At 70.8% G+C, this 21,091-nt stretch carries 17 protein-coding genes; 11 read left to right on the top strand and 6 right to left on the bottom strand.

Annotation, left to right across the window (positions count from 1 at the left end):
- Positions 1–108 precede the first annotated feature (108 nt).
- Positions 109–2,778: a pyruvate dehydrogenase (acetyl-transferring), homodimeric type gene (gene aceE / locus OG385_RS24810; RefSeq protein ID WP_266857777.1), complete on the top strand. Its 2,670-nt coding sequence runs from the start codon at positions 109–111 to the stop codon at positions 2,776–2,778.
- Positions 2,779–2,817: 39 nt separating this feature from the next.
- Positions 2,818–3,942, top strand: a complete 1,125-nt coding sequence (locus tag OG385_RS24805; RefSeq protein ID WP_266857775.1) for a YafY family protein — start codon at positions 2,818–2,820, stop codon at positions 3,940–3,942.
- A gap of 44 nt (positions 3,943–3,986) precedes the next feature.
- On the opposite strand, the gene OG385_RS24800 is transcribed toward OG385_RS24805, so the two are convergent.
- Together OG385_RS24800 and OG385_RS24795 are read right to left on the bottom strand one after the other, a co-directional pair.
- A complete protein-coding gene (locus OG385_RS24800; RefSeq protein WP_266857774.1) occupies positions 3,987–4,910 on the bottom strand; it encodes an SDR family oxidoreductase in 924 nt (307 codons plus the stop codon).
- Positions 4,911–4,980: 70 nt separating this feature from the next.
- A complete protein-coding gene (locus OG385_RS24795) occupies positions 4,981–6,975 on the bottom strand; it encodes a hypothetical protein (protein WP_266857772.1) in 1,995 nt (664 codons plus the stop codon).
- A gap of 148 nt (positions 6,976–7,123) precedes the next feature.
- Between OG385_RS24795 and OG385_RS24790 the strand changes: the two genes are divergently transcribed.
- On the top strand, positions 7,124–7,642 hold the full coding sequence (locus tag OG385_RS24790) for a DUF4240 domain-containing protein (protein ID WP_266857770.1): 519 nt from the start codon (positions 7,124–7,126) through the stop codon (positions 7,640–7,642).
- 33 nt (positions 7,643–7,675) lie between these two features.
- Here OG385_RS24790 and OG385_RS24785 read toward each other — a convergent pair whose 3' ends face one another.
- Positions 7,676–8,173: a GNAT family N-acetyltransferase gene (locus OG385_RS24785; protein WP_266857768.1), complete on the bottom strand. Its 498-nt coding sequence runs from the start codon at positions 8,171–8,173 to the stop codon at positions 7,676–7,678.
- 70 nt (positions 8,174–8,243) lie between these two features.
- Between OG385_RS24785 and OG385_RS24780 the strand changes: the two genes are divergently transcribed.
- Together OG385_RS24780 and OG385_RS24775 are read left to right on the top strand one after the other, a co-directional pair.
- Complete coding sequence (locus OG385_RS24780) at positions 8,244–9,131, top strand: TIGR01777 family oxidoreductase (protein ID WP_266857766.1); 888 nt, start codon at positions 8,244–8,246, stop codon at positions 9,129–9,131.
- A gap of 240 nt (positions 9,132–9,371) precedes the next feature.
- On the top strand, positions 9,372–10,766 hold the full coding sequence (locus OG385_RS24775; RefSeq protein WP_266857765.1) for an NAD(P)/FAD-dependent oxidoreductase: 1,395 nt from the start codon (positions 9,372–9,374) through the stop codon (positions 10,764–10,766).
- Positions 10,767–10,942: 176 nt separating this feature from the next.
- Here the strand turns inward: OG385_RS24775 and OG385_RS24770 are convergent, their stop codons facing one another.
- On the bottom strand, positions 10,943–12,424 hold the full coding sequence (locus tag OG385_RS24770; RefSeq protein ID WP_266857763.1) for a regulator: 1,482 nt from the start codon (positions 12,422–12,424) through the stop codon (positions 10,943–10,945).
- Between the two features lie 220 nt (positions 12,425–12,644).
- Here OG385_RS24770 and lipB point away from each other — a divergent pair, with 220 nt between their 5' ends.
- From lipB to OG385_RS24750, 4 genes are all read left to right on the top strand, one after another.
- The gene (gene lipB / locus OG385_RS24765; protein WP_266857761.1) at positions 12,645–13,442 is read left to right on the top strand and encodes a lipoyl(octanoyl) transferase LipB; all 798 of its coding nucleotides are present in this window, start codon (positions 12,645–12,647) and stop codon (positions 13,440–13,442) included.
- A 170-nt stretch (positions 13,443–13,612) separates the two neighbouring features.
- Positions 13,613–14,566, top strand: coding sequence for a lipoyl synthase (lipA, locus tag OG385_RS24760; RefSeq protein WP_266857759.1), 954 nt, complete (start codon positions 13,613–13,615; stop codon positions 14,564–14,566).
- Positions 14,567–14,902: 336 nt separating this feature from the next.
- Positions 14,903–15,109, top strand: a complete 207-nt coding sequence (locus OG385_RS24755) for a hypothetical protein (RefSeq protein ID WP_266857758.1) — start codon at positions 14,903–14,905, stop codon at positions 15,107–15,109.
- 19 nt (positions 15,110–15,128) lie between these two features.
- On the top strand, positions 15,129–15,824 hold the full coding sequence (locus OG385_RS24750) for a DUF4191 domain-containing protein (RefSeq protein ID WP_266857756.1): 696 nt from the start codon (positions 15,129–15,131) through the stop codon (positions 15,822–15,824).
- 172 nt (positions 15,825–15,996) lie between these two features.
- Here the strand turns inward: OG385_RS24750 and OG385_RS24745 are convergent, their stop codons facing one another.
- A complete protein-coding gene (locus OG385_RS24745; protein ID WP_266857754.1) occupies positions 15,997–16,464 on the bottom strand; it encodes an RDD family protein in 468 nt (155 codons plus the stop codon).
- A gap of 209 nt (positions 16,465–16,673) precedes the next feature.
- Between OG385_RS24745 and glnA the strand changes: the two genes are divergently transcribed.
- A complete protein-coding gene (gene glnA / locus OG385_RS24740; RefSeq protein ID WP_266857753.1) occupies positions 16,674–18,083 on the top strand; it encodes a type I glutamate--ammonia ligase in 1,410 nt (469 codons plus the stop codon).
- Positions 18,084–18,209: 126 nt separating this feature from the next.
- On the opposite strand, the gene OG385_RS24735 is transcribed toward glnA, so the two are convergent.
- Complete coding sequence (locus OG385_RS24735; RefSeq protein ID WP_266857752.1) at positions 18,210–19,172, bottom strand: hypothetical protein; 963 nt, start codon at positions 19,170–19,172, stop codon at positions 18,210–18,212.
- Positions 19,173–19,645: 473 nt separating this feature from the next.
- On the opposite strand from OG385_RS24735, the gene OG385_RS24730 reads away from it, so the two are divergent.
- Positions 19,646–20,794, top strand: coding sequence for a hypothetical protein (locus tag OG385_RS24730; RefSeq protein WP_266857751.1), 1,149 nt, complete (start codon positions 19,646–19,648; stop codon positions 20,792–20,794).
- The last annotated feature ends 297 nt before the right edge of the window (positions 20,795–21,091 follow it).

Here is a 21,091-nt window from a genome sequence, read left to right as displayed (position 1 = left end):
TCATCGATCAGCGATTTACAGTCTCCGGAGGGCTTCACCCAGCCCGTCGCCCTGTCCTGCCAGACCGGGCCTATCTGCACCCCCTGTTCTGTCCGGAAGGCGGCGACCATGACCGACCCCGTAGGCAAGCTTCACAGCGAGCTCGACCAGCTCCCGGACCGCGACCCCGAGGAGACCGCCGAGTGGGCGGCCTCCCTGGACGCCGTCACCAAGGCCGCCGGCCCCCACCGTGCCGCATATCTGATGCGCCGCACGCTGGAGCGGGCCGAAGGCGACGGTCTCGCGCTGCCGAAGCTGCTGGAGACCGACTACGTCAACACCATTCCGACTTCCGCCGAGCCCGCCTTCGACGGCGACCTGGCGATGGAGAGCCGGATCACCGCGTGGAACCGCTGGAACGCGGCCGCGATGGTCACCCGCGGCTCCCGGTTCGGCGTCGGCGGCCACATCGCCACCTTCGCTTCGGCCGCCTGGCTTTACGAGACCGGCTTCAACCACTTCTTCCACGGCAAGGAGGGCGACGGCTCGGGCGACCAGCTCTACATCCAGGGCCACGCGTCGCCCGGCATCTACGCCCGCGCCTTCCTCGACGGACGCCTGAGCGAGCAGCAGCTCGACAACTTCCGCCAGGAGGCGGGCGGCGACGGTCTGCCGTCCTACCCGCACCCGCGCCGGCTGCCCTGGCTCTGGGAGTTCCCCACGGTCTCGATGGGCCTGGGCCCGATCTCCTCGATCTACCAGGCACGGTTCAACCGCTATCTGACCGGCCGCGGCATCAAGGACACCTCGCAGTCGCACGTCTGGGCCTTCCTCGGCGACGGCGAGATGGACGAGCCCGAGTCGACGACCGCGCTCACCCTGGCCGCCCGTGAGGGCCTCGACAACCTCACCTTCGTCATCAACTGCAACCTGCAGCGCCTCGACGGCCCGGTGCGGGCCAACTTCCGGGTCGTGCAGGAGCTGGAGGCGCAGTTCCGCGGCGCCGGCTGGAACGTCATCAAGACGCTCTGGGGCTCCGCCTGGGACGAGCTGTTCCAGCTCGACACCACGGGTGCGCTGATCCGCCGCCTCCGCGAGGTGCCGGACGCGCAGTTCCAGACGTACGCGACGCGCGACGTGGCCTACATCCGCCAGCACTTCTTCGGTGCCGAGCCCGCGCTCGCCGAGCTGGCGAAGCTGCTCACCGACGCGAAGATCGCCGAGTGCTTCCACACCTCGCGCGGTGGCCACGAGGCCCGCAAGGTGTACGCGGCGTACAAGGCGGCCCTGGAGTTCAAGGGCGCGCCGACCGTGATCCTCGCGCAGACCGTCAAGGGCTTCACGCTCGGCGAGGGCTTCGAGTCCCGCAACGCCAACCACCAGATGAAGAAGCTGGACGGCAAGCAGTTCCGCGCCATGCGCGACCTGCTGGACCTGCCGATCCCGGACGCGAAACTGGACGAGGGCCTGGTGCCGTACGGCCACCCCGGCGCCGACTCCCCCGAGGTCCGCTACCTCCAGGAGCGCCGCGCCGAGCTCGGCGGCCCCGCCCCGGCCCGCCGGGTGCACCAGGTGGTGCTCCCGGAGCCCGAGGAGCGTGCGTTCAAGGCGCTCATCAAGGGTTCGGGACAGCAGGAGATGGCCACCACGATGGCCTTCGTCCGGCTGATGAAGGACCTGATGCGGGACAAGCAGACCGGCAAGCGCTGGGTGCCGATCGTCCCCGACGAGGCCCGTACGTTCGGTATGGAGTCGCTGTTCCCGTCGGCCGGTATCTACTCGCCGAAGGGCCAGACGTACGACGCGGTCGACCGTGACCAGCTGATGTACTACAAGGAAGCCACCGACGGCCAGATCCTCAACGAGGGGATCACCGAGGCCGGCGCCATGGCCGACTTCATCGCCGCCGCCTCGTCGTACGCGACGCACGGCGAGCCGATGATCCCCTTCTACATCTTCTACTCGATGTTCGGCTGGCAGCGCACCGCCGACCAGATGTGGCAGCTCGGCGACCAGCTCGGCCGCGGCTTCATCGTCGGCGCCACCGCGGGCCGCACCACCCTGACCGGTGAGGGGCTCCAGCACGCGGACGGCCACTCGCAGCTGATCGCCTCCACCAACCCGGCGTCGCTCAACTACGACCCGGCGTTCGCCTTCGAGATCGCGGTGATCGTCAAGGACGGTCTGCGCCGGATGTACGGCCCGGACGCAGAGAACGTCTTCTACTACCTGACGGTCTACAACGAGCCGAAGCACCAGCCCGCGATGCCCGAGGGCGTCGAGGAGGGCATCCGCCGCGGTCTGTACCGCTTCAAGGAGGGCACGGCGGCAGCCGCCGACGCCCCGCGGATGCAGCTGCTCGCATCGGGTACGGCGATCCACTGGGCGCTGGAGGCGCAGGAACTGCTCGCGGCCGACTGGGGTGTCACGGCCGATGTGTGGTCGGCGACCTCCTGGGGCGAGCTGCGCCGCGACGCGCTGGAGTGCGACGAGGCGCTGCTCCGCGGTGAGCAGCGCACCCCGTTCGTCACCCGGGCGCTGGCCGGTGCGCCCGGTCCGGTGCTCGCGGTGAGCGACTGGATGCGACAGGTTCCGGACCAGATCAGCCAGTGGGTCGAGCAGGACTGGACCTCGCTCGGCACGGACGGGTTCGGTCTCTCGGACACCCGTGAGGCGGCCCGCCGCCACTTCGGTGTCGACGCCCAGTCGGTCGTCGTCGCGGCGCTGGCCTCGCTCGCCAAGCGCGGCGAGGTCCCCGTATCGGCGGTCAAGGAGGCTCGCGAGCGCTACGGCCTGTGACCGTGGGGCGTTGTCAGTGGTGGCGTGCATGCTGATTCCATGCGCGCTGCCCGCCTGATCAAGATGGTGCTCCTGCTCCAGTCCCGGCCGATGATGACAGCGGCCGAGCTGGCGCAGGAGCTCGCCGTGTCCGAGCGCACGGTCACCCGGGACGCCCTCGCCCTCTCGGAGGCGGGCGTTCCGGTGTACGCGGAGCGGGGCAGGTCCGGTGGGTACCGGCTGATCGGCGGTTACCGCACCCGGCTGACCGGTCTGGCCCGCACCGAGGCCGAGGCACTGTTCCTCTCCGGGCTGCCCGGCGCACTGCGGGAGATGGGGCTCGATGACGCCGCGTCGGCGGCCCGCCTGAAGGTGTCGGCGGCCCTTCTGCCCGCGCTGCGCGACGCCCCCGCATCGGCGGCCCGGCGCTTCCATCTGGATGCGCCCGGCTGGTATCAGGAGCCGAGCACGCCGGAGCTGCTGGCGCCGCTGGCCGGTGCGGTGTGGGCGGACAGACGGGTGTCGGCGCGCTACCGCCGCCGGGACGGCTCCGAGGTGGAGCGCGTCCTGGAGCCGTACGGACTCGTACTGAAGGCCGGTGTCTGGTACGTCTGCGCCCGCGCGGACGGCGGCCCGCGCGGCATATCCGATGCGCGGGACGCGGCCGATTCACGGGACGCGGCCGGTTCACGTGACGCGCCCGGTTCGCGTCACATACCCGATCCGCGGGGCACGCCCGATCCGCCGGACGTGCCCGATCCGTGTGATCCGGCCGACTTCCGCGTGTACCGCATCGACCGCTTCTCCGCGCTCACGCTCCATACGCACGATGAGCACGGCTGTTTCGTGCGGGACGAGGCATTCGACCTGTCCGCCTTCTGGGAGCAGCGGGCCGCCGGGTTCGCCCGATCGCTGCTCCGGGCGGAGGTGGTGGTCCGGGTCTCCGCGTCCGGCGCCGAGTCCCTCCCGTACGCCGTGGACCGCGCGGCGGCGAACGAAGCGCTGACCGCGGCCTCCGCCCCCGACGATCTCGGCCGGGTGACGGTCGCGCTGCCCGTCGAGTCGCTGGAGGTGGCGTACACACAACTGCTGGCGCTGGGACCGGAGGTGGAGGTCCTGGAGCCGCCGGAGCTCCGGGCGCGCTTCGCCGAGGCACTGACGGCGGCGGCACGGCTGTACGCCTGAGCCGGCCCGGCCGTTACCGCTGTACGCCCGAGCCGGGACAGCCGTTACCGGTACTCCTCCGCCGACCGGGCGGCCCCGCCGAGCGCGACCTCCGTGATGTACCGCCAGGCGTCGGGCCGGCTGCCGTCGGCGTCCGTGAAGCCGTACTCCGCGGCCAGTTGTCCGCTGGACAGCGACTGCCCGTTCCACCGTGCACGGTCCGCGTCGGCCGCGAGCGCCGCCACCGCGCGGCCCACGAACACCGGGGACTCCGCGATGGCGAAGTGCGGTTCCTTGGCGATGGCGTCCCGCCATGTCGCCTCCGTCACCCCGAAGTGGTCGAGCATCGCCTCCGAGCGCAGGAAGCCGGGGGTGATACAGACCGCCGTGGAGCCGACGGACTTCAGCTCGTGGGCGAGGCCGGCGGCCATCCGGATCGGTGCGTTCTTGGCCAGGTCGTAGTAGAAGTTCACCCGGTAGTCGCGATTGGACTCGGCAGTACCGTCGGTCACTTCGACCACCAGGCCGCCGGGGGTGCGGGCCAGCAGCGGGAGTACGGCGCTGCTGGTGATGATGTGGCTCTTCACCCCGAGTTCCAGCATCCTGATCCCCTCCTCCAGCGGGATCTCCCACATCTTGTTCTCCTCGCCGACCCGGGCGAGATGGTCACCGCCCCAGACGTCGTTGACCAGGATGTCCAGCCGTCCCTGCTCGCGGTCGATCCGCTCGGCCAGCGCGCGGACCTGCTCTTCCTCCAGATGGTCGGTGGGCACGGCGAACCCGGTCCCGCCCGCGGCACCGATCAGCTCGGCGGTCTCCTCGATGGTCTCGGGACGCCCCACCTCGCTGCGCTGCTCGCGGGTGGTGCGCCCGGTCGCGTACACGGTGGCGCCCGCCGCGCCCAGCTGTACGGCGATGGCCCGGCCCGCGCCCCGGGTGGCCCCGGCGACCAGAGCGATTCGTCCCGTCAAAGGCTTGTCTGTCTCCATGGGGCCACCGTGCCAGCAATACCCGACAGCTCCGGTCCGGATTCCCGGGGCAGTCCGGATCGACCCGGTCTCAGCCCAGCGCCTTCAGCGTGTCCCCGTTCGCCAGCCGGGCCGACATGACGGCCCGGTCGTCCTTGCCCGCCCGTACCGCCAGCGTCGTACCGTCCGCCGTGGCCCGCACTCCCCCGGTCGCGTCGATCCTGCGGACCTCCCTGCTGCCCGCGGCCAGCAGGTACCACCGCCCGGAGCCGGACTTCCACTTGGCGCCGGCCAGTACGTTCTGGCCGAAGCGGCTGCACAGTGCGGTGTTCTTCTGCTGCGCCACGATCACGCCCGGCCGGGACGCCGGCCCGGTGGGGAGCTGGAGCTGTACGGAGACCCGGCCGGGCCCCTGCCAGGTGTCCGCCCTGGTGCACACCCAGGAGGCGCGGCCACCGTTGTCGGGGAGCTGCTGGCGGGCGTACTCCCAGTTGTTCACGGCGCGTACACCGCTGCCGCGGACACCCGTCAGCGAGCAGGCGGTGTGCGCCCAGCTGACCAGCGCCTGACTGCCGGTCGCCTCCCTCGGCTGCCGCGCCGGGACGCCGCCGCCCGGCGGCGGGGTGTAGGTGAGGTGGACGGGCGTGAGGTCACCGAGGTCGGTGAGGAGGAACGCGTGCTTCTCCGCGACCTTGCTGGATGAGCGGAGCTGGAGCGCGGGCCAGGAGCCGCATCCCTTGCCGCCCACGACCGTGGCCGGGCTCGACACCGGGGCGGTCACCCCGTCCTTGCCCTCGTCGAGCGGGCGCGCCGGGGCGTCCGGGGCGAGGAGGTCGCGGGTGCCGGACTCGGCGACCCAGGGAGCCAGCAGGAAACGCGCGTTGCCGTCGGTGCGGCCGACGACCACCGCGGCCCCGGTGGTGATGTCGGCGTCGTCGGTGCGCGCGAAGTCGAGCGCGGGCGCGCCCTTGCCGCCGGTGGGTTCGGCGTACCGGACGACCCGCTCACCGTCGGCGAACAGGACCACCGCCGCACCGTCCACGTCGCCCGCGTAGAGGAGCCGGGACGGCTGGGCCGGCGGGGTGGTCGCGGCGCCCTGGGTGGCGGAGATCCGTACCGTACGGGACGGGCTCGCCCAGACCTTCAGCGCCCGGCCGAGCAGCGCGGTGTCGTCCTTGCGGGCGCCGCGCGCGGGCCAGACGGTGAAGTCCATGCGCGAGCTGTCGGCCCACTGCTGCGCCGGGGCGCGCAGCAGCAGCGCGGGGTCCACCGCACGGGCGCTGACGGCGGGGTTGAACGGCCCGGTCGCGGCGGACGGCGCGGAGCTCCCGTCGCGGTCCACCACGACCAGCGCCACGGCGAGCACGGTCACGGCGATGCCCACGCACCGCGCGAACCTGACGCGCTGTCTGCGCCGGATCAGATCGGTGGGGCGGGTGTGCACCAGACAGGGGTCGAACTCGTCGGACCGCAGCAGCGCGTCGGCCCCCGTCTCCGCCGGGGTACGGGCCAGCCGGAGCGCCGTGCGCAGCGCCGACCCCGCGTCGGTTGCGCCCGCAGCCGTCAGCAGCGTGCGGGTGGCCTGTTCGCTCAGGCCCTCGATGCGGTGCAGCACGAGGGCGGCCCTGGCGGCCGCCGTGGTCCCGGACAGCGCCTGTTCCAGGGCGAGTTCGTCGGCGCCGCCGGACCGGGGGAAGATCCGCAGCCCGAAGACGGCGGGCAGCGCGGGCCGCAGCGCACGCGGCGCGGGCAGTTGCCGGGGCCACCAGCCGGGACGCTGTCCGTACGCCAGGGCGGTCGCCAGCACGCGCTGTCTGACCAGGGCGTACCCGGGGTCCTCCGATGTGCCGCGCTGAACGGGCACGCGCGGCCCGTCCGGGCCGCTGTCACGCGAGGCGGGCAGCGCCCGCTGGACGGCCGCATGCGCGGCGAGCGCCCGGCGGTGGCGGCCCAGGGACGGGGGCAGCGTGATGTAGGCGAGGCGGACGAGCCGCGGATAGTGCTCGACGAGTGCGGCCTCGGCCTGTTCCACGCCCACTCGGGCGGCGCCGGACCGCGCCCCTTCCGGTTGCTCTTGCGTTCGCATGACGGGGGTGGCCCCTCTGGGGTGAGTGATCGAATCGCTTCACCCGTCAAACGAGTGATTCATCGGACGGTCACATCGCCTGGTAACAAGAGGGCCGCTGATCGGCGCTCCGCGTGCGCGGCGCCCCGCCAACCACGATGCTGGACGCGTGAGGGACGAGACGGAGTTCTGGGAGACCATCGACAGCACTCGCGCGGCCGCCGACGGCGACCCCGAGGACCATGCCGACCTGCTCACCGAGCGATTGGCGCAGCTCGACCCGGAGTCCGTACTGGAGTTCGCCCGGTACTTCGAGACGCGCTACAACCGTGCGTACCGCTGGGACCTGTGGGGTGCGGCGGTCGTGCTGCTGCGCGAGAGCGACAGCGACTCCTTCGACTACTTCCGCTGCTGGCTCATCGGCCAGGGCCGGGAGATCTTCGAGGGCGCGTTGCAGGACCCGGACGCCCTGGCCGATCTCCTCGACGACTTCGACGAGGAGATCGACGGTGACGGCGAGGAGCTGGGGTACGCGGCCGACGAGGCGTACGAGCAGCTCACCGGGGCGCCTACGCCCGACCTCGGTATTCCGCCGCAGGCCGCCGACCCGGAGGGGCCGCCGGTCGACTTCGACGACGAGGCGCTCGCCGAGCGGTATCCGCGCCTGTGGGAGCGGTTCGGTTCCTGAGCGCGCACGCGCCCCCCGGTCGTGGCTGCGGGCTCAGTACGCGGTGAGGCCGCGTCCCATCAGTACGTCGTCGACATACCGGCCCGCCAGGTGGAACTCTCCCGGCAGCACGCCCTCCACCGCGAACCCCTCGGCGGCGTAGAGCTCGCGGGCCGGGGTGTTGGGTCCGAGCACCCGCAGGGTGATGCGGGTGGCGCCCTGGCGCCGCGCCTCGGCGCACGCGGCCCTCAGCAGCGCCCGGCCCACACCGTGGCGGCGCGCCGTGGCGGCGACGGCCAGGCCCTGGATCTGGCGTACATGGGCGTTGCTGGTGAGCGGGGTCGGCCGTACCAGCCGGATGTAGCCCACCACCGAACCCGCCAGCTCGGCCACCAGGCAGCCGTCCGGCCGGTGGTGCTCGTCGAAGAAGGGCCGGTACGGGGGCTGGGGCGGCGGCATGACCTCGTGCAGCGTGGACCAGGTCGCCCGGTCGAGCTCGCCGAGCACTTCACCGTCACCGGGTACGGCCACACGTATGTTCGGGTCGGACATGCGAGCCACTCTGCCACGGGCACCGGCGGCGGCGCTGCGCAATTCCACCGCGGTGCGTGAGGATGGGCCCATGCGTATCGCGATTGCCGGAGCATCAGGACTGATCGGTACGGCGCTGGGCCGTTCCCTGCGCGCCGACGGCCACGAGGTGGTGCGGCTCGTCCGCCGGACCGCACGGGCCGCGGACGAGGTGGCGTGGGACCCGGTCCGGGAGCACGTGGACACGGCCGGTCTGACCGGCTGCGACGCGGTGGTCAACCTGGCCGGGGCGGGGGTCGGCGACCACCGCTGGACGGACGCGTACAAGAAGGAGCTGCGGGACAGCCGGGTGCTGGGCACCGCCACCCTCGCCGACGCCGTCGCCTCGCTCGACGTGCCGCCGGCGGTGTTCCTGTGCGGCAGTGCGGTCGGCTACTACGGAGACACGGGCGACCGCGCGGTCGACGAGGGCGCGCCCCCCGGTGAGGGCTTCCTCGCCTCGCTCTGCGTCGAGTGGGAGGAGGCGGCCCGCGCGGCCGAAGAGGCGGGCGTCCGGACGGCGTTCGCCCGTACCGGACTTGTGGTGGCCAAGGAGGGCGGGGCCTGGGGCAGGCTCTTCCCGCTGTTCAAGGCGGGGCTCGGCGGCCGGATGGGCGACGGCAGCCAGTACTGGAGTTTCATCGCGCTGCACGACCATGTCGCGGCGCTGCGCCACATCCTGGACACGGAGACCCTGTCGGGCCCGGTGAACCTGACCGGCCCTCAGCCGGTCACCAACCGCGAGGTGACAGCGGCCATGGGCCGGGTCCTGCACCGCCCCACCGTGTTCACGGCACCGGCCCCCGCGCTGCGGATCGCGCTGGGCGAGTTCGCGGGGGACGTCCTGGGGAGCCAGCGGGTCCTCCCGCAGAAACTCCTGGAGTCGGGCTTCACTTTCGCGTTCCCGGAGATCGACGAGGCGATCCGGGCGGCGGCGTAGGGCGCGTTCACGCCCCCGCGCTGAAGGCGACAGACAGGCGGCTTCCCCGGCCCCCGCGGCCCCACGCCGCCCACCGGCCCGGCGCCGTGCGACCCCGCGCCCCCGTACCCCCGCGCCGCGCGCCTGCCCCGCGCCGCCCCGCTCCCTACTCTCAACCCGAATCAGGGCATTTCCGCGGCCCGTTGGGGGAATCAGCCCTGCACGGAAGACCGCGGCCGCGCCGACCTCGGGGAGGGGCACGTGCTCAGTACCGCACGCCATGCCGACGTGATCATCGTCGGAGCCGGGCTCGCCGGCCTGTCAGCAGCTCATCGGCTGACCAGCGCCGGTGTGTCGGTCAGCGTCCTGGAGGCCGCCCCTTCGCCGGGCGGCCGCATGTCCACCGAGCTGACCGGCGGCTTCCGCCTGGACCGCGCCGGAGGGTTCCTGAACACCTCGTACCCGGAGCTGCTCCGCGCTCCGTGTCTGGGCGAGACGGACCTCAGACTGTTCTCACCGGGCGTCCTCGTGCACAGCGGGGGCCTTCTGCACCGTACGGGCGAGACCCGGGGCACACGGGGCGCATTCAGCGCCGCACGCGCCCTTCGAAGCGCCTCACGCGCCCCCCTGAGCAGTGCCCTCGCGGGCAGCGCGCTTACGGGCGGCGGACGCCCGGGCAGTGCACTCGCGGGCAGCGCCCTCGCCGGCGGTGCGTTCGTGAGCGGCGCACTCGACCGGGCCAGGCTGGGCGCCGCGCTGGCCCGGCTCGCGGCCACCCCGATGGAACGGCTGCCGGCCCGCCCGGAACAGACCGCGCTCGCCGCGCTCCGCTCGTACGGCCTCCCGCCCCGTACTGCCACCGGCGTCCTCAAGCCCCTGCTGTCCGCGCTGCTGAGCGACCCCGGGCTGACCACGTCGAGCCGCTGCGCTGATCTCGCCCTGCGGAGTTACGCCCGCGGCCGGCTGTGCGTACCAGCGGGCGGCGCGGCCGTCCTGCCCGAGCGGCTGGCGGCGACGCTGCCACCGGGCACGGTGTGCACCGGGGTGACCGTCACCGCCGCCTCCATCAGCTCGGTCACCACGGCGGAGCTCGGCACGCTGAACTGCCGGGCGCTCATCGTGGCGACCGACGCCCGCTCGGCGGCCCGGCTGCTGCCCGGTCTGCGGGTCCCGGACTTCCACCCGGTGACGGTCCTTCACCACACCGCCCCGGCGCCTCCGCCCACCGGCGCGGCCCTGGTCCTGGACGCCGACCGCTCGGGCCCCGTCTCGCACAGCGCGGTCATGAGCGAGGTCGACCCCCTGCGGGCCCCGGACGGCCGCGCGCTGATCTCGTCGACGGTGCTCGGCTCCCCAGGACCCGGCCTGGAGCGCGCGGCCCGCGCTCAGCTGGCCGCGCTCCACGGCACACCGACCGACGACTGGGAACTCCTCGCCGTCCACCACTCCCCCGACGCGGTCCCCGCGATGCCGCCGCCGCACGACATGCGCCGCCCGGTCCGGCTGCTCGCGGGTCTGTACGTGTGCGGCGACCACCGCGACACCAGCACTGCCCAGGGCGCACTCGCCTCGGGCCGGCGCGCCGCACAGGCGGTCATGCGGGACTTCGGCATCAAACCGGACGTCGAGGTGGACGAGTTCCCGCTCGTCGCGTGACACGACTCCGGCCGCGTGCCGCCGGGCCTCCTGCCGTCGACTTCCTGCCGTCGACTTCCTGCCGCCCCGGTGTGGCTCCCCGGCCGGGCTCAGCATGCCCGGCGGGCGGGCCCGTCGGGCCACGGCGGCGTGCACGGAGACCCGCGGGCCGGCCCGCCGCCCCTGCCCGCCCGGCCTCAGCCCATCGCCGCGACGCGGTCCCGGTACCCCCGTACCGCCGCCGCGTCCCGGTACGGCTCCAGCCTCCGCTCGAACTCGCGCACATACTCAACGGCCCGCACCGACCGCATCTCCCCCGCCTGCTGCGCCGACTCGGCCCCCAGCGCGCACGCCTGGTCCAGCTCACCGAGGCCCAGCCGCGCCGTGGCCAGCACGACCCGGCAGAAGAGCCGGGAGCGCGCGAAGGCAGGAGCGCGCAGCTGGAGCGAGCGTTCCGCGTACTGCGCGGCGGGCCGGTACTGCTGGAGGTCGCGGTGGCAGTGGCCGAACTCGTCCGCCAACTGCGCCTCGTCGAAGAACCGTGCCCAGTACGGCACTTCGTCGCCGGGACGGGCCGCCTCCAGGGCCCGCTCGGCCCGGGCGAGGGAGGCCGTGCAGGCCCGCACCTCGCTGAGCACCCCGTGGCCGCGCGCCTCGACGGCGTGCAGCAGCGCCTGGACGATCGGCGGCGCCGAGCTCCCGATGCCCTGCTGGGCCACCCGCGCCAGCTGGACCGCCTCCCTGCCGTGCCCGAGATAGACGGCCTGGCGGCTCATGGTGACGAGCACGTACGAGCCGTACGCCCGGTCCCCTGCCGCCTGCGAAAGCCGCAGGGCCTGGACGAAGTAGCGCTGGGCGAGCCCGTGGGCCGCGATGTCGTACGAGGTCCAGCCCGCGAGCCGGGTCAGATCAGCGGCGGCCGCGAAGAGCCGCCGGCCGGTCGTCTCCCCGTACGTCCCGCGGAGCATGGGCTCCGCCTCGTGCTCCAGATAGCGCACCAGGGCCTGCCGGGCGTGGCCGCCGCCGTACGCGTGGTCGAGCGTGCGGAACAGCTCGCCCACCGACCGCAGCGCCGCGACGTCCCCGGCCCCGACCCGCTGCCCGGTCGTCCGGTCGGTCTGCCGCTGGCGCGGCACCGTCGGGCGGGGCTGCGCGGGGACCCTGGCGCCGGAGCGGGGCGGCTCGGCGCGGCCGTTCTGCCCCGGCCTCACTCCACCGGCCGAACCGGGTGTACCCCAGTCGTCCGGGCGGCCGATCAGCCAGTCCCGGCTCGGCACGACGAGCCCGGCCGGGGTGAAGGCGATCTTGCGCAGTTCGGCGTGGCTGCCGGAGTCCTTGCGCCAGAGACCGCTGACGATGTCGACGGCCTCCTCGGGTGTACCGGCGAATTCCAGCCCCGCGTAGACCGGCGCGCAGGCGTCGAGCCCCAGATCCTGCGCGGAGAGCCTGCGTCCCAGGCGTCTGGTGAAGACCTCGGCGATCAGCGCGGGCGTGGTGCCGCGCGGCTGCTGGCCGCGCAGCCAGCGGGTCACCGACGTCTTGTCGTACCGCAGGTCGAGACCGTGCTCAAGGCCGAGCTGGTCGACTCTTCTGGCCAGCCCCGCGTTGGAGAATCCTGCCTCTCCGATGAGCGCGGCGAGCTGGCGGTTGGACGTGCGCTGCGGGGTTCGTTCCGTCATCAGCTGTGCGGTCTCCTGCCTTCCGGGCCGGGAGCAGCCCTCATGGAACGGCGCGAATTTAGCGGGCTCAACCGCTCGTTCCGCCACCTTCGCCCCGGATTCATCCGATCGTGTGAGGAGGTGTCGTTTCTGCCCGCCCAGGGGTGCCGTTCGAGGCGGTCGTACAGTTGCTGGGTGGCGCCCTCCGGGGCGCGCTGTCCGTATGCGATGAGGAGCTGCCGTGAGCGAGCTGCGGTTTGTCCGTCTGGGGTTCGGCGAGGAAGCCGTCGAGTACCGGGAGGCCTGGCAGAAGCAGCGTGAGGTGCACGCGGCACGGTTCGCCGACGAGACGCCGGACACCGTGCTGCTCCTGGAGCACCCGCCCGTCTACACGGCGGGGCGGCGCACGGATGACAGCGAGCGCCCTCTCGACGGGACGCCGGTGGTGGACGTGGACCGCGGCGGCAAGATCACCTGGCACGGTTACGGCCAGCTGATCGGCTATCCGATCCAGAAACTGCCGCGCCCGGTGGACGTGATCGCGCATCTGCGCCGTCTGGAGGAGGCGCTGATCCGGGTCTGCGCCGAGTTCGGCGTCGAGACCAGCCGGGTCGAGGGCCGCGCGGGTGTCTGGGTGCTGGGCGACCCGGTGGAGCAGCGCCCGTCGATCGGCGGGCTGTCGCTCGATCTGGACCCGCGGCTGCACGACGAGGAGTTCGACCCGCGGATGAACGGCCCCGAGTACGCGCCGTCCAACGCCGGACAGCGCCGCGAGGACCGGAAGATCGCCGCCATGGGCATCCGGGTCGCGAAGGGCGTCACCATGCACGGCTTCGCGCTGAACTGCAATCCGGACACCACCTGGTTCGACCGGATCGTGCCGTGCGGGATCCGGGACGCGGGGGTGACATCGCTCTCGTACGAACTGGGCCGCGAGGTCACGATCGCCGAGGTGCTGCCCGTCGTGGAGAAGCATCTGCGGGACGTGCTGGAGAACGCGGCCCTGGCACCGCGTACGGTCGAGAGCGCCACCGCGTAACGCGGTCGGCGGGCTTCGTCCGGGCGGTCCGTCCCCGTCCGGAACAGGAGCGGTCCGGGCTGTTCGGGGGAATGCGCCTCAGCGGCCACGGGTTGGCCGGAGAACAAGCCATACATATGACGGGCGTACCCTGGTGTTCGCCGAAGAATCGAAGCTGTAGGGAGCCGGACGTGTCCGCTGTCGCACCCGACGGGCGCAAGATGTTGCGTCTGGAGGTCCGGAACAGCCAGACCCCCATCGAGCGCAAGCCCGAGTGGATCAAGACTCGCGCCAAGATGGGCCCCGAGTACACGAAGATGCAGGCCCTGGTGAAGTCCGAGGGGCTGCACACGGTCTGCCAGGAGGCGGGCTGTCCCAACATCTACGAATGCTGGGAGGACCGCGAGGCCACCTTCCTCATCGGCGGCGACCAGTGCACGCGGCGCTGCGACTTCTGCCAGATCGACACCGGCAAGCCGGCCGCCCTGGACCTGGACGAGCCGCGCCGGGTGGGCGAGTCCGTCGTCACGATGGACCTGAACTACGCGACCATCACCGGCGTCGCCCGCGACGACCTGGAGGACGGCGGCGCCTGGCTGTACGCGGAGACCGTGCGGCAGATCCACGCGATGACGGCCGAGCGGGCCGAGGGCCGCACCAAGGTCGAGCTGCTCATCCCCGACTTCAACGCGGTCCCCGAGCAGCTGGCCGAGGTCTTCTCGTCCCGCCCCGAGGTCCTCGCGCACAACGTGGAGACGGTGCCGCGCATCTTCAAGCGGATCCGCCCCGGCTTCCGCTACGAGCGCTCGCTCGAAGTCATCACCAAGGCCCGTGAGGCCGGTCTGGTCACCAAGTCGAACCTCATCCTGGGCATGGGCGAGGAGCGCGAGGAGATCAGCCAGGCGCTCCAGGACCTGTACGACGCGGGCTGCGAGCTCATCACCATCACGCAGTACCTGCGCCCCTCCCCGCGCCACCACCCGGTCGAGCGGTGGGTGAAGCCGGCCGAGTTCGTGGAGCTCCAGAAGGAGGCCGAGGAGATCGGCTACTCCGGCGTGATGTCGGGTCCGCTGGTCAGGTCCTCGTACCGCGCGGGCCGGCTCTTCCGCCAGGCGATGGACCGGCGCGGCGCCGCCGCCGTGTGAATCTGAGCACAAGCTACTACTGTGCGGTAGTCGCCGTGAGACGCGGCTCGTACGGTCCTCGCAGGTCGGGGGCTGCTACGGGCCGCGTCGGCCGTTCGGCGGGGATCACCTGGCCTTCATGGGCGTTTGACCGCCCGGACATGCCTTGGTAACAACAATCAGTGACTCTGGAACTACGCACCGGTCCGGAGCGACGATCCGGGCGCAACAATCCGGTGCACGCCCCGGGAAGCACCAGTTCCGGACGCCGCAGAATCGTTCCGCTTCACGCGCCGCACCACTCGCCGTACCGCTGTATCCACTGTGTATCCGCTGCCGTCCCGAGGGGACCCCATCATGCAGGCCGCGACCCAGTCCGTACGCGCCACCGCCATCCCGACCGTCACCGGAGCACTCCGTGCGGTCGAGTCACTGCTGCTGAGCAACGGCCAGCGCACCGCCCGCCGCAATGCCTGGACATCGGTCCTGGAGGACCGCCGCCGGGCCAGGGACCGGGTCGACGCAGAGCACGTACTGGAGGCCGTGGCGGCCCGCACTTCTTAGTCCGCGTAAACTTCTGGCCATGGCGAGGAAGGCAAACGCAGACTCTGAGAACACCGGGCGGCTCAAGCAGATCGCCCTGACCTACAAGATGACCCGCAAGGCCGATCCCAAGGTCGGTCTTGTCGTCGGTGGCCTGGGAATCGTCGTCTTCGGCGTCCTCCTCGTCGTCGGCTTCTTGATCGGTCACCCCATCTACCTGGGCATCCTGGGTTTCCTGCTGGCCTTCCTCGCGATGGCGATCGTCTTCGGACGCCGCGCCGAGCGGGCGGCCTTCGGGCAGATGGAGGGCAAGCCCGGCGCTGCGGCGGCGGTGCTCGAAAACGTGGGCCGAGGCTGGACCACGACCCCGGCCATCGCGATGAACCGCAACCAGGACGTCGTACACCGCGCGGTCGGCAAGGCCGGCGTGGTCCTGGTGGCCGAGGGCAACCCGAACCGGGTGAAGTCCCTGCTGGCCGCCGAGAAGAGGAAGATGGCGCGCGTCGTGGTGGACGTGCCGGTGCACGACATCATCGTGGGCGACGGCGAGGGCCAGGTGCCGCTGAAGAAGGTGCGCACCACGCTGCTGAAGCTGCCGCGCATCCTGACCGGCGCCCAGGTCACCGCTGCCAACGACCGGCTGCGCGCGATGGGCGACCTGATGTCGAACATGCCGCTCCCGAAGGGCCCCATGCCGAAGAGCGCCCGCGCCCCGCGCGGCGGAAAGACGCGCTGACCCACGCCACACACGACAAGGCGGCCCGGACCTGGTGGTCCGGGCCGCCTTGTCGTGTGTGCTCCGGGCGACGGTTTGTACTGGGTGACCGAATGCGCCGTACGTGAGATCCGCAGCCGCCGTACGTCAGATCCGTACGCCGCCGTACCTCAGATCGGTGCGCCGCCTTACGTCAGATCCGTACCTGCACGGCGCGGGCCAGCCGGTCGTGGAGGCCGCGTCCGTCGCGGTCCCAGATGAGCGCGGGGATGGCTACGCAGAGCAGCAGACTGCGTACGAAGACACGGCCCGTACCGAGGCGCCCGCCGCCCTCCGCGACGACCCGCAGCCGGAGCAGGCGCTTGCCCGGGGTGAATCCGACCGTCGAGACGGTGAGCAGGCTCAGCACGAAGAACACGAGCAGGGCCCAGTTCCCCGCCGACTGCTGCCCGCCGCGCGAAATGAGCCCGTATGCGATAAGCATGCAGAGTGCCCAGTCGATGAAAACGGCCCCGAACCGGCGGCCCAGCGGCGCGATCGCGCCCGGCCCTTCCTCCGGCAGACCGAGTCGCTTGCCCCGGTAGCCGAAGTCGGCGCCCATCTCTTTCGCGGCCTCGCCAGGCCCGGAGAGCCACGATCCGACTACTTGCCTGTTGTCCACCCGTCCACGGTACTGCGGCCCCCTTCCGATCCGTACGGTCGGGGGTCGTCGCGGCGGTACCGCACCCGGCCCGGTTAACTTCAGCGAAACAAATGGGTCATGCTTGAGAAATCCGCTGTCCCTATGGTCAGGTCCAGCGTGTGCCACCGCACTGGCCCCACAACGAGCCGCAACCCCGCCCCTCCCGGGTCGGGAGTAGGAGGAGTTGGATGTTCCAGAACGCCGACGACGTGAAGAAGTTCATCACCGACGAAGACGTCAAGTTCATCGATGTCCGGTTCTGTGACCTGCCCGGTGTGATGCAGCACTTCACCATCCCGGCGGCGGTCTTCGACCCGACCGAGGAGCTTGCCTTCGACGGCTCGTCGATCCGCGGCTTCCAGGCCATCCACGAGTCCGACATGGCGCTCCGCGCGGACCTGTCGACCGCCCGGGTCGACCCCTTCCGCCGCGACAAGACCGTCAACATCAACTTCTTCATCCACGACCCGATCACCGGTGAGCAGTACAGCCGTGACCCGCGGAACGTGGCGAAGAAGGCCGAGGCGTACCTCACTTCCACCGGGATCGCCGACACGGCGTACTTCGGCCCCGAGGCCGAGTTCTACGTGTTCGACAGCGTCCGCTTCCAGACCTCGGCGAACGAGAGCTTCTACCACATCGACTCCGAGGCGGGCGCCTGGAACACCGGTGCGGAGGAGAACAACCGCGGCTACAAGGTCCGTTACAAGGGCGGCTACTTCCCGACCCCGCCGGTCGACCACTTCGCCGACCTGCGTGCCGAGATCTCCCTGGAGCTGGACAAGAACGGCCTCCAGGTCGAGCGCCAGCACCACGAGGTCGGCACCGCGGGACAGGCCGAGATCAACTACAAGTTCAACACGCTGCTCGCCGCGGCCGACGACCTGATGCTCTTCAAGTACATCGTGAAGAACGTCGCCTGGCGCAACAACAAGACCGCGACCTTCATGCCGAAGCCGATCTTCGGCGACAACGGCTCGGGCATGCACGTCCACCAGTCCCTGTGGACCGGCGGCTCTCCGCTCTTCTACGACGAGCAGGGCTACGCGGGCCTCTCCGACATGGCCCGCTACTACATCGGCGGCATCCTGAAGCACGCCCCGTCGCTGCTGGCCTTCACCAACCCGACGGTGAACTCGTACCACCGCCTGGTCCCCGGCTTCGAGGCCCCGGTCAACCTGGTCTACTCGCAGCGCAACCGCTCGGCGGCGATGCGGATCCCGATCACGGGCTCGAACCCGAAGGCCAAGCGCGTCGAGTTCCGCGCACCGGACCCGTCGTCCAACCCGTACCTGGCCTTCTCGGCACTGCTGATGGCCGGCCTGGACGGCGTCAAGAACAAGATCGAGCCGGCCGAGCCGATCGACAAGGACCTCTACGAGCTGGCCCCCGAGGAGCACGCGGGCGTCGCCCAGGTCCCGACCTCGCTCCCGGCGGTCCTCGACGCACTGGAGGCCGACAACGAGTACCTCCAGGCCGGCGGCGTCTTCACGTCCGACCTGATCGAGACGTGGGTCGACTACAAGCGCACGCAGGAGATCGCCCCGATCCAGCTGCGCCCGCACCCGCACGAGTTCGAGCTGTACTTCGACCTCTAAGATGTAAAGCTCGAACTCGATAGGCAAGAGCACCGCAACGGGCTTGGCTCCACACAGGGTGTGGAGCCAAGCCCGTTTTGCATACAGAGGCACTCTCTTGGATAACGGAAGGGCCCCACACCGAAGCTACGCCGTCGGCGGCTCGGGGATACGCCAGGTGATGCGAAACCTCTGGTCCGGTGGAAGCCCGAATCTGCCCACCGGGCCGATCTCCTTGATGAGGTAGCCGAAGACCTGATGGTGGGCCTCTTCAGAAAGTTCGTGCCAGGTCTCCGGGGTCACTGTCATGACTTCCCGCATCAAGGACACGTCCGATTCGGCGCGCAGCATCTCGATACGGTCCTCACGACCCATGGTCTCGTCGGCGTGCATAGCGCTGATCGACCGCTGAAGAAGGTTCGGCTCCACCGCGAGGCGCTGGAGTATCCGGTCGCAGCCGTAGCGGAAGGCCGTATGCATTTCGACCGCTTCCTGGTCCGGATAGCGGTAGCCGAAGGGGCTTCCCTCCTCGGCTCCCAGGTAGTCGCCCTTCAGAGTTCGCAGGAGAGCACGCAAGGCAAACTCGGCTCCGTTCTCCTCGATGAGCCGGACGCCGACCTGCACCCATTCGTCCTCCGAGATCGCCGGCTCGTGCGGCACCGCGAGCGAGGGAGCGATCTCAATGGCATTGAACGGGTTGATCATCATGCCGACAACCGCCTCAGCGGTCCACTGCCCGTCATCCGTGCCCCAACCCTGTGACAGCGCCAACTCCCGGGCCGACTTCATGCCACCCGGTTCTCCCTCCCGCAGCGCGCGCCATAAGGGCAGGAACCGCGCCACCTCGGCCGTCGGGTCACGGGGCGGATCTACACAGGCGGCAGCCAGCACCGCCACAATCGACTGCACGGTCTCCCAGCGGGGGACGTTCAGGCCCCTGAGAGTCGTACGGACTCCCTCATGGCTGACGACCGCCGGGTGGACACCCTCAGCAACCAGGGCGCTCACCTTTCGCATGCCGGGGCGCCCGGCCGCTCGGTGGAGTTCTTCTAGAGCGCGCACCAGCTCCTGATGGGCTTCATTCGAAGGCAAGACGGTATCGGTGGTCACGAAACGACAGATCCCTTCGGCTCTTCATGTGGCGGCCGGATGACCGTCAGATAGCGCCAAGAGTGTAGAAGTCGCAGGCAAAGGGCCACATGTCAGATTGCGCCAACTTCCCGGTCCGGAGTGTCAAATGCCGACAAGCACTCGGATATGACCTCGAGCATGGAGTCAGCGTCGTGAGCGAACCGGCGCAGTCTCCCAAGGAGTCGACGATGCACATCCCTGCCTATGCCCATGCCATGATCCGGTCCGCACTGCCGGCTGTCCCCACCTCTCGCCAGGTGGGGGCGTTGGATTGCTGCGTCTGCGGCGAGCCCTTTGAGGAGCGACCGCCCGTACCGCTCGGGCCGACTCCGACGTCGGGACTGTTTGGCTGCTACCCATGTCTAACGCGGTTGGTCGCCCGGTCACGGCGGGCCCGAGACGCCGCACTCACACACGACGCCGCGCGTGCCCAGGCGGAGTCCGCGGCCTGGATGCCGGTACGTGAACGCCATCTCGCCCGGCTCTTCAGCGTGCGGCAGGCCGCTGAGGCCGTCGCCGGGCTGGCCCGGGGCGAAGATGCCGAGGCACTGCGCGTCGCCTGGTTACTGGTCTCGCTGGAGTCCGCACATACCTGGCTCCCCGACGCTCCGGAACCACCCGATTCTATGGACCGTGAAGACTCGGAGATCCAGGACGAGGCCTTCCAGCTCAGCCTGGCCATGATCACGGCGCGGGGGGCCGTGGCTGAGCGGCTCTCCTATCACTTGATCAACGAGGCCCAGCCCGACGAGCCGGAAATGTGCGAAGAGTTCGAGTGCCGGGAAGGCTGCTCGGGACGCCACGACTCCACTCACATCGACTGCGGGCCTGACGCCGTCTTCGACGATCTGGCGGAGCATGGCGTCACCGTGGAGCAGCCAGAGTCCGAACCCCCGTCGCCTCAGCTGGCCGCCCGCTTAGGGGAGACCGAATCCGAAGGGCAGGACTCGCCTCTTCCGGACGTCCAGGAGGGAGCCCGCTTGGTCCTCGAGCACTTCGGGATCGACGGGGACGACACGGATGTCCTGGTGAGCGCGGCGGCGGTCGGTCTGGTAGTCGATGCTTGGCGCGAGGGGCCGCTGGACATGATCCACGCGGCCGACGACGGGCCGAACGACGGCGAGATCTTCGCCCAGAGCGTCGATCTGTACCGCAGGGCCCGCACGGCGCTGATGGCTGCTCAGGACAATGGGCCCGAGGCGCTACTCGCGTTCGTTGCAGTCGCCTCGGACGTGAACCTTCCCTGGGCCGGCGGTTCGCGGTTCATGCTGCGGGAAATATCCGAATCCGTGGCGGAGTTCGTTCAGCACGTCGATGACCGGGTCTGGTTCACCGCGGAGGTGATGCGTGAACAGGGCTGGCGCGCGGGGCTGCTGCACAGAGCGACTTCGGCCGCGTTCAAGGCTCCGACTCACTTCGGTATGCCGAGCTGGCCCGGCGCCGTTGCCTCGGCGATGGAGCGTCTCACTGCACTGGACCGGTCGGGCGCACCCGAGGCTCTGAGAGACCTCGCGGCAGTTGAAACGGCGTTGTTCGAAGCGCCCGACAGGCTGGGGGCAGACGCCCTTGAGTGGATTTCCCGCCAGGCGCTGCTCCCCTAGTTCCACCATCTGGACCGCCGGTAGCTGACGGGCTCGGGGCAGACCAGCCGTTGCAACGGGGTATATCATCTACGCATCCGGCTCGCGGAGAGTCGGTAGGCGGCATCTTCCTACGGGCCCGGCACCCTAGGACGCTGCACATGGGCGTGGTTCGCCCAGCTCCGTGACGATCATTCGTGAACTCACTAGGTATGTGACCTGAAGTGCCAGCCGGGTTGGCGCGAGGAATTCGCATGCCCAGAAGCACCAATAAGACAATTGCCCGCACTCGGATGCAGTACCTGGGTGAACCCAGGT

It is taken from the genome of Streptomyces sp. NBC_01306 (assembly GCF_026340465.1).
Taxonomy (GTDB): Bacteria; Actinomycetota; Actinomycetes; order Streptomycetales; family Streptomycetaceae; genus Streptomyces.
The sequence above is the reverse complement of the archived record's forward strand: the minus strand, read 5'-3'. Positions and strand labels throughout refer to the sequence as shown.